General features: G+C 47.6%; 7 protein-coding genes. 4 read left to right on the top strand and 3 right to left on the bottom strand.

What is annotated here, in order from left to right; genetic code table 11:
• Positions 1-52: 52 nt before the first annotated feature.
• On the bottom strand, positions 53-2,782 hold the full coding sequence (locus tag QUA47_RS29595; RefSeq protein WP_333433437.1) for a WD40 domain-containing protein: 2,730 nt from the start codon (positions 2,780-2,782) through the stop codon (positions 53-55).
• A 272-nt stretch (positions 2,783-3,054) separates the two neighbouring features.
• On the opposite strand from QUA47_RS29595, the gene QUA47_RS29590 reads away from it, so the two are divergent.
• Complete coding sequence (locus tag QUA47_RS29590; RefSeq protein WP_333433436.1) at positions 3,055-3,948, top strand: NmrA/HSCARG family protein; 894 nt, start codon at positions 3,055-3,057, stop codon at positions 3,946-3,948.
• 76 nt (positions 3,949-4,024) lie between these two features.
• Positions 4,025-5,056: an NADP-dependent oxidoreductase gene (locus tag QUA47_RS29585; protein ID WP_333433435.1), complete on the top strand. Its 1,032-nt coding sequence runs from the start codon at positions 4,025-4,027 to the stop codon at positions 5,054-5,056.
• Between the two features lie 93 nt (positions 5,057-5,149).
• Here the strand turns inward: QUA47_RS29585 and QUA47_RS29580 are convergent, their stop codons facing one another.
• A complete protein-coding gene (locus tag QUA47_RS29580; RefSeq protein WP_333433434.1) occupies positions 5,150-5,350 on the bottom strand; it encodes a helix-turn-helix domain-containing protein in 201 nt (66 codons plus the stop codon).
• Positions 5,351-5,454: 104 nt separating this feature from the next.
• Between QUA47_RS29580 and QUA47_RS29575 the strand changes: the two genes are divergently transcribed.
• Positions 5,455-5,637 (top strand): hypothetical protein, encoded by a 183-nt coding sequence (locus tag QUA47_RS29575; protein WP_333433433.1) that lies wholly within the window; start codon positions 5,455-5,457, stop codon positions 5,635-5,637.
• A gap of 17 nt (positions 5,638-5,654) precedes the next feature.
• Complete coding sequence (locus tag QUA47_RS29570) at positions 5,655-6,413, top strand: SDR family oxidoreductase (protein ID WP_333433432.1); 759 nt, start codon at positions 5,655-5,657, stop codon at positions 6,411-6,413.
• Positions 6,414-6,998: 585 nt separating this feature from the next.
• On the opposite strand, the gene QUA47_RS29565 is transcribed toward QUA47_RS29570, so the two are convergent.
• Positions 6,999-7,234, bottom strand: a 236-nt coding sequence (locus tag QUA47_RS29565; protein ID WP_333433431.1) for a hypothetical protein, incomplete at its 5' end; no start/stop codon positions are given.

Raw genomic sequence — 7,234 nt, 5'->3', positions numbered from 1 at the left:
CTGTTTTTTTTAGCAATTGAATTCACCTCTATTCCAGATACACACAATAGAGTTATTTTGTCAATGCGTAAGTCCTAGAGTCATTCTGCTTTTGAGATGTTACCAACGGGATGGGACTAAAACTCAAGGAGTGTTTTCCATAGGTCGTATAGCCGCTCAACGTTTTGATGCTTTGTCCGCTTGGCATCTGCCACAAACGTACCGTTCGGTCTTGGCTAGCACTGATCAATAGCTTACCGTCTGCACTCATGGCGATCGCCAGAGTAGCTCCAGTATGCTCGGCCAGAATATTCGTACTGTGTCGGTCTTGCACATTCCAAAGACGAAGGGTTTCATCATCACTGCTACTCACTAAGATGCTCCCCTCTGGACTAAATACAATGCCTCGAATCCAGTTGATATGCCCTCGCAGCGGTTTGAATTCAGGATTGGGGGAATGCGTTTTAGAATTAGATGGATGATTCCATAGTTGGATGCAGCCATCGAGGTCGCCACTTGCTAACCATTGACTATCTGGACTGTAACGCACACAGCGAACGCCAGAAGAATGCCCTTGCAACACATTTAAGCATTTTCCACTCTCCACATCCCAAATCCGAATCGAGGTATCGTTACTGCCGCTAGCTAAAGTTGGATAGTTGGGCGAGAAGTGAACGGAATAAACATTTTTGGTGTGTCCTTTCAAAACGTGCAAACAGTCACCCTGTAAATTCCATACTCTTGCGGTTTGATCATCACTAGCACTGGCTAACCATTGACGATTAGCGCTAAAGCTTAAAGACCAAATTCGACCCGTGTGCCCTGCCAAAACCCGCAAGCACTCCCCACTTTGCACATTCCATAATCGCACCAGAGTATCATTACCGGCACTCGCCAACGTTGTGCCATCGGGACTAAATGCAACAGCCCAAACCCCACCGCTATGTCCCTCAAAAGTAGCAAGGAGTTCATGAGATGTGACATTCCACAGATACACCATCCCGCTTACATCACCCACGGCAAAACATTGACCATCCGGGCTAATATCGACCGATGTTGCAATCCCCAATGTCTCAGAAAAAAGGGATGTTGCTAAATTAGAATTTTGAAAATTGACTCCCGCCAAATTAATCTGTCTTAGGTCGGCTTGTCGTACTACGAGGTCAGAGAAGTCAGAACCCTGCAAATCTACTTTGAGCTGCACGAGCAGATTGATCAAATTCCCTGCCGTATATCCTGCTCCATATTCTGGCTGTTGTCGCTGTTGCGCCAGGAGCAGCCTTGCTCTATCTTCAACTTCTGACACATTTCGATAAGACGATAAAAGCCATTCCATTACAGGCTGTACGATGAATCGTAATTGCATCTCTCGGATATAGTCTTTCGCCTGCACCCGAATCAATGAATGACTTTGCCATACATCAAGCTGTCGGGTTGTAAATTCTGTACAGACCTGTTGTATCAACCGTTCTGTGACATATTCCATCACAACAGGCTGCAAGAAGAATAATCCATCTGTTTTTTCGATGAAAGACCGCCGGAGCAGCGAATTTACTTTTTGCGGAACGGTTTGTTGTGAGGCTGCACCGATAACGTTTTGACGAATCTCGGAGATCGCCATCGGCTCTCGGTGAATAGCAAACCAGTAGAGAATTTTCTGTTCCTCAATTGATAGGCGATTGAATTGGCAATCGAGGAGATTGCGAATATCTTCAAAAACAAACGTTCCCTGATCGAGATAGGCAACCACCTCCGCAATGCTGCCATTGAAAAGATCTTGCGTAGCGGCAGCTACCAACTTCAACGCTAAAGGATTACCGCCATAGTGGTTAATTAAGGTTTGCCACTCGGCATCTGAGCCTGTAAAGCTTCCCTTTTGGCGAAAGATGGCGCGTCCATCATCAGGCGTGAGTCCACTCAGGGAAAGCGATCGCACAACGCTCTGTTCGCCCTCCAACAGGGCAATTTCACGGGGTTTCTCGCGACTGGTTAGCAAGCAACAGCTTTGGTGGGGTGTTTCTCCGAGCGTTCTTAGAAATTGCCCATAGGCTTCATAGCCGGATTGCCATTGACCGACCTGTTCGCTGTGCAAAATGGTTTCGGCATTATCCAAAATTAATAGACATCGCTGCGATCGCAAATACTGCATCACCTTTGACAGTTTTTCGTCGAGCGTAGCAGGGACGATCGGATCATCTCCTTGCAGCGGCATGAGGAATTTCAGCAGGCTGGTCAGGAGGTCATCGAAGGAAGGCGCGTTGGCAAGCGATCGCCACACCATCACATCAAATTCAGATTGCACGTGCAGGGCTGCTTTGACGGCGATGGTACTTTTACCAATCCCCCCAATTCCGAGCAGCGCAACCACACGACAGCGTTCCGCGACCATCCACTGCCACAGTTGCGCCAACTCGATTTCACGACCATAAAACACTGAGGCATCGACCGCGTTATCCCAATCCTGCTGCGGATTTGCCCGTTGGCTGGATAACGCTTCCCCCGACGCGATCGGAGAGACATAATCGGTCTTCGTTAATTCCAGGTCAAATGATTGGAAGAGAATCTCTAACGACTGGCGATCGACCCCCAGTTCGCGCTTCACAATGCGGGCAAGGGTGTTGAGTGAAAGTCCAGTGCGTTCATTGAGATCTTCCTGAGTCAAGCGTTTACCCCAGTTCCCCTCTGACTCGACCTGCTGCTTTGCAATCTGAAACCGTTGCCATCCATGCGGTGACAGAACAACTCCCCTCACCCGTGCAGAGGACGCTCCATTACGACTGGATTTTTTGCGATTGGCATCCATGCTTTAACCAGCGAAAGGTAGAAGACATCAACCTTCTGAGAGAAATGCGATCGTACCGAGACGGTATCAGGTTTCAACAATCTGGCGTGTGTTCCAGGTCACTTCTGCTTAAAGATCAATCTTTAGACATAGAAGAATGATTTCGGCTTATCTCAGTGCTTAACACAGAGAACTTGAGTGGTCTGAATTGGGTTCAGGTTGAACAATGAGAACAACAGATGGGAATAACCCCTCTTTACAACCCTTCCACAAACGAGAGTGAGAAAACAGTTATGACATCAATCAACGTAGAACGACTTATCTTAGTCACGGGAGCTACAGGCAATCAGGGCAATGCGATCGCTCATCATCTTTTACAACGCGGCAATTTCAAGGTTCGCGCCTTGGTGCGTGACCCAAACAAGCCTGCGGCTCTTGCCCTCAAACAAGCAGGCGCAGAACTCGTAGTCGGAGATCTCAACGATCGCGCTTCCCTCGATCGCGCTTTGCAAGGTGCCTACGGTGTTTTTTCGCTACAGATATTTCAAGATGGATTAGACACCGAAATCCGTCAGGGCAAAGCGGTTGCAGACGCGGCTTCATCGGCGGGCATCCAGCACTTCGTCTACAGTTCGGTGGGTAGCGCCGAACGCAACACGGGTGTTCCGCATTTCGACAGCAAGTTTCAAGTCGAAGAATATATCCGAGCGAGCGAGTTGCCCTACACAATCTTGCGACCCGTTTTCTTTTTCTACAACTACAACATGATGCGCCCGATGGTTGAGGCCGGAACCCTCTTTCAGCCATTGAGTCCTGAGACGAAGTTGCAGCAGCTTTCTGAAGAAGATTATGGGGAGATGGTCGCTGATGTATTCGATCGCCCCGCAGACTTCATGAACCGCGAAATTGAACTTGCCAGTGTGGACATGACCATGCCGGAAATCGCTGCTGCGTTCAGCCGTGTTCTAGGAAAAACCGTCGAATACCAACAAATTCCGTTTGAAGCGTTTGAGCAGCAAATTGGAGAGGAATTGACTATCATGTATCGCTGGTTTGAGAACGTTGGCTACGCAGCGGATTTAGCACAGTTGAAACGTGATTTTCCTGCCCCGACAGACTTTGAATCTTATTTGCGCGACCACGACTGGCAAAAACAGTCAGAAGCGCGTCCGTTGTCGGCTCGATGATTCTTTGAAACCACTAAATAGAAGAGACAGACCCTGAATCAGGGTCTTTTGAATAGAACTACTCAAGGATAAAGCTATGAAAACAGGGATAAATCGGCAGCTACGCTTGGCATCTCGTCCTGTTGGTGACATCAAGGAAAGCGATTTTGAGTATCGGGAAGAACCAATTCCCAGCCCTCAACAAGGTGAGATCTTGGTACGGACTATCTATCTTTCGCTAGACCCGACCAATCGCATTTGGATGAGCGACATGGAGCAGTATATGCCTCCCGTTGAAATAGGGGAAGTCATGCGCGGGGCTATTATCGGTGTGGTTGAAGAGTCTAAGAATCCAAACTTTAAACAGGGAGATTTGGTTTCGGGTATGCTGGGTTGGCAAGATTATGCGATCTCTGAAGGGAACAGTGGCTTTTCTCTCACGCGACTACCTAACCCTTTGCCCTGTCCGCTGACCGCATTTATGGGACCCCTGGGAGCTACGGGTTGCACAGCTTATTTTGGGCTTTTGGAAATTGGACAGGCAAAAGTTGGAGAGACTGTAGTCGTGTCAGCAGCAGCAGGAGCAGTTGGTTCCATTGTTGGACAAATTGCCAAGATTAAAGGTTGTCGTGTGGTGGGTATAACTGGCTCTGATGAGAAATGCCGCTGGCTTGTTGAAGAACTTGGATTTGATGCAGCGATTAACTATAAAACCGTTGACTTGGAAGGCGATCTCGCTCAAGCCTGTCCCCATGGAATTGATGTTTATTTCGATAATGTTGGTGGTTCTATTCTTGATGCCGTGCTGACCAAAATTAATCTGTACGCACGTATTCCTCTATGCGGTTTAATCTCAACTTATAATGCAACAGAGCCTGTTCCCGGTCCTTATAATTACAGCCAGATTCTGACAAAGCGTGTTCGTGTGCAGGGATTTATTATCCTCGATTATATTCCCCGGTGGTCTGAAGCCATAAGCGAACTTGGACAGTGGCTCAATCAGGGAAAAATTAAATATGCTTTGGAGGCTATCGAGGGCTTAGAAAATGCACCAAAAGCAATCCTCAAACTTTTCGACGGCAACAAGAAGGGAAAACTGGTGGTTAAAGTCTCAGAGGAACCTAGCTAGTTACGTCTGATTGGCTGTGGACTTTTTCGAGTAGGGTAGGTGGGGTGCGATCGCACCCCAATTAAAGAATCCTTGGACTAATAAACAGCCTAATTATTGAGGCGGATACCAGAGTTTGCCGACGTACATCCAGCCTGTCTCTTGTTCAAAAAACGCTACAGTGTTCAAGTTTTTTCGCTTAGCCATTGCCCCAAAATTGGCTGGACTGATGCCGAAGCGATCGCATAAATCCCGCTGGCTAATGCCCTCATCTAGTAGTAGGGCAAAGCGAATCTTTTTTATAACGGGCTGCATCCTTTTGTGCAAATTGCAAACCACTAAATCCGGGTCTTTTTTTCTGGAGAATAGCACGCTTGACGATAAGTTGCAGCTTAACTCAAGGAACTTGCGTGGGCTAAATGGAATGTCTGTTGAACAATGAGAACAACAAGAAGGAAGCACATTTAATTTATACAACTCAATGCTTTCTGATTCTTGAGTTTATTCTGCAATTCCTCATTTCCTTTGATACGGCGATCCTGTACCAAACGAACGGTACAGGATTAGAACAGCAGTCGGACAACTCTTTCATCCCTCAATAACCACAGAACTCATCATCATGAACAAACTAGAAGGAAAAATCGCTCTTGTCACCGGTGGCACCAGCGGCATCGGTCTTGCCACTGCCAAGCGCTTTGTCGCCGAAGGTGCCCATGTCTTCATCACGGGTCGTCGCCAAACTGAACTTGATGCCGCTGTCAAAGAAATCGGTAAAAACGTCACGGGTGTTCAGAGCGATGCCTCCAAGCTGGCAGACCTCGATCGCCTATTCGCCACGATTGAGCAAGAGCAAGGACACCTCGATGTGCTCTTCGCCAATGCTGGCGGTGGAGAACTCGTCCCACTCGGCACAATCACCGAAGAACACTTTGACAAAACGTTCAACACTAACGTCAAAGGTGTGCTGTTCACCGTCCAGAAGGCACTGCCTCTGTTGCCCCTGGGCGCTTCCATCATTCTAAATGCCTCGACGGCTAGCGTCACAGGTAATGCAGCATTCAGCGTTTACAGCGCGACCAAAGCCGCCGTGCGCTCGTTTGCCCGTAGTTGGACACTCGACCTCAAAGAGCGCAAGATTCGGGTTAACGCTATTAGTCCCGGCGTGATTCCTACTCCTGCCTACAATCACATAGGACTGAGTGATGAGCGGGTGCAGGAGGTGCAGGAATTCGTGAGCAGCCAAGTCAGTACCATCCCCCTGGGAAGAGTAGGCACACCCGATGAGATTGCCAAAGCCGTTGTCTTTCTCGCTTCAGATGACAGCAGCTATGTCAACGGCATCGAGCTGTTTGTTGATGGCGGTATGGCACAGATTTGAAGCGCCCTCGCCAGCGATCGGTAATGTTCCAAGCAGGCTGTGTATTGTTCACTTTCCGCTCAGGAACGATCGGCCTCACCGAGGAGTGGTATTGCCGCGAACCGTATCTCGCTTGTAGGTGAACTTTCTTCCCTGTTTCGATTCAGCGTAGAGCACTTAAGGTTGCATAAGTTGCAGCTCAACTCAAGGAACTTGCGTGGGCTAAATGGAATGTCTGTTGAAGATAGGGCTTACACATTGACACAAGCTTGACTATATGCCGGTTCAGTTAATGTTTTTTTGTCATTGCGAGCTTTGGGCGAAGCATAAGCCCTTCGGGCAGGCACGCGCCTTCGCAGTATCTGTTTTTCACAGGGTTTTGTCTCCATGAGTGTCTTACCTGAACCGTATTGGACTATATGCGTGAAGTCCTAATCCATTTTTTAGGTGTTCTAGTATGAAGTCACGAGCTACCTGAAGGGATAAATTCCTCTGCACTTACTACCAATTTTCAATTAACTGTTCATCTCGCATTAAATCGCTTCTGACTGATAGCTCGAATAGCCGTAAAAAAGTAAGTTTTAATAGCCTCAACTGTGTAATCGATCAAATCAGCAATAAGGAGCTGTAAGTCATGTCAAAATTAGATATTTTTGCATCAGATAAACAATTCATTAATGCTTGGACTTCCTTTGCCAGTGTATGTCCTAAAGGAGAAGTTTTAGAAGCGAATGAATTAGTCATCACCTGGAGCGGTACAGACAATTTCGGGTGCATCTCACTTTTGCAAATATATGAAAAAAGCGCCAAAATGAAAAAGCTAGTAAAACTGTGAAAAAAGA

This window comes from Microcoleus sp. MON2_D5 (assembly GCF_036701905.1).
Taxonomy (GTDB): Bacteria; Cyanobacteriota; Cyanobacteriia; order Cyanobacteriales; family Microcoleaceae; genus Microcoleus.
The sequence above is the reverse complement of the archived record's forward strand: the minus strand, read 5'-3'. Positions and strand labels throughout refer to the sequence as shown.

Excerpts from the sequence above, each read along its gene's own strand:
- QUA47_RS29595 (WP_333433437.1), bottom strand. The coding sequence starts at position 2,782 with ATGGATGCCAATCGCAAAAAATCCAGTCGTAATGGAGCGTCCTCTGCA.
- QUA47_RS29590 (WP_333433436.1), top strand. The coding sequence starts at position 3,055 with ATGACATCAATCAACGTAGAACGACTTATCTTAGTCACGGGAGCTACA.
- QUA47_RS29585 (WP_333433435.1), top strand. The coding sequence starts at position 4,025 with ATGAAAACAGGGATAAATCGGCAGCTACGCTTGGCATCTCGTCCTGTT.
- QUA47_RS29580 (WP_333433434.1), bottom strand. The coding sequence starts at position 5,350 with ATGCAGCCCGTTATAAAAAAGATTCGCTTTGCCCTACTACTAGATGAG.
- QUA47_RS29575 (WP_333433433.1), top strand. The coding sequence starts at position 5,455 with ATGGAATGTCTGTTGAACAATGAGAACAACAAGAAGGAAGCACATTTA.
- QUA47_RS29570 (WP_333433432.1), top strand. The coding sequence starts at position 5,655 with ATGAACAAACTAGAAGGAAAAATCGCTCTTGTCACCGGTGGCACCAGC.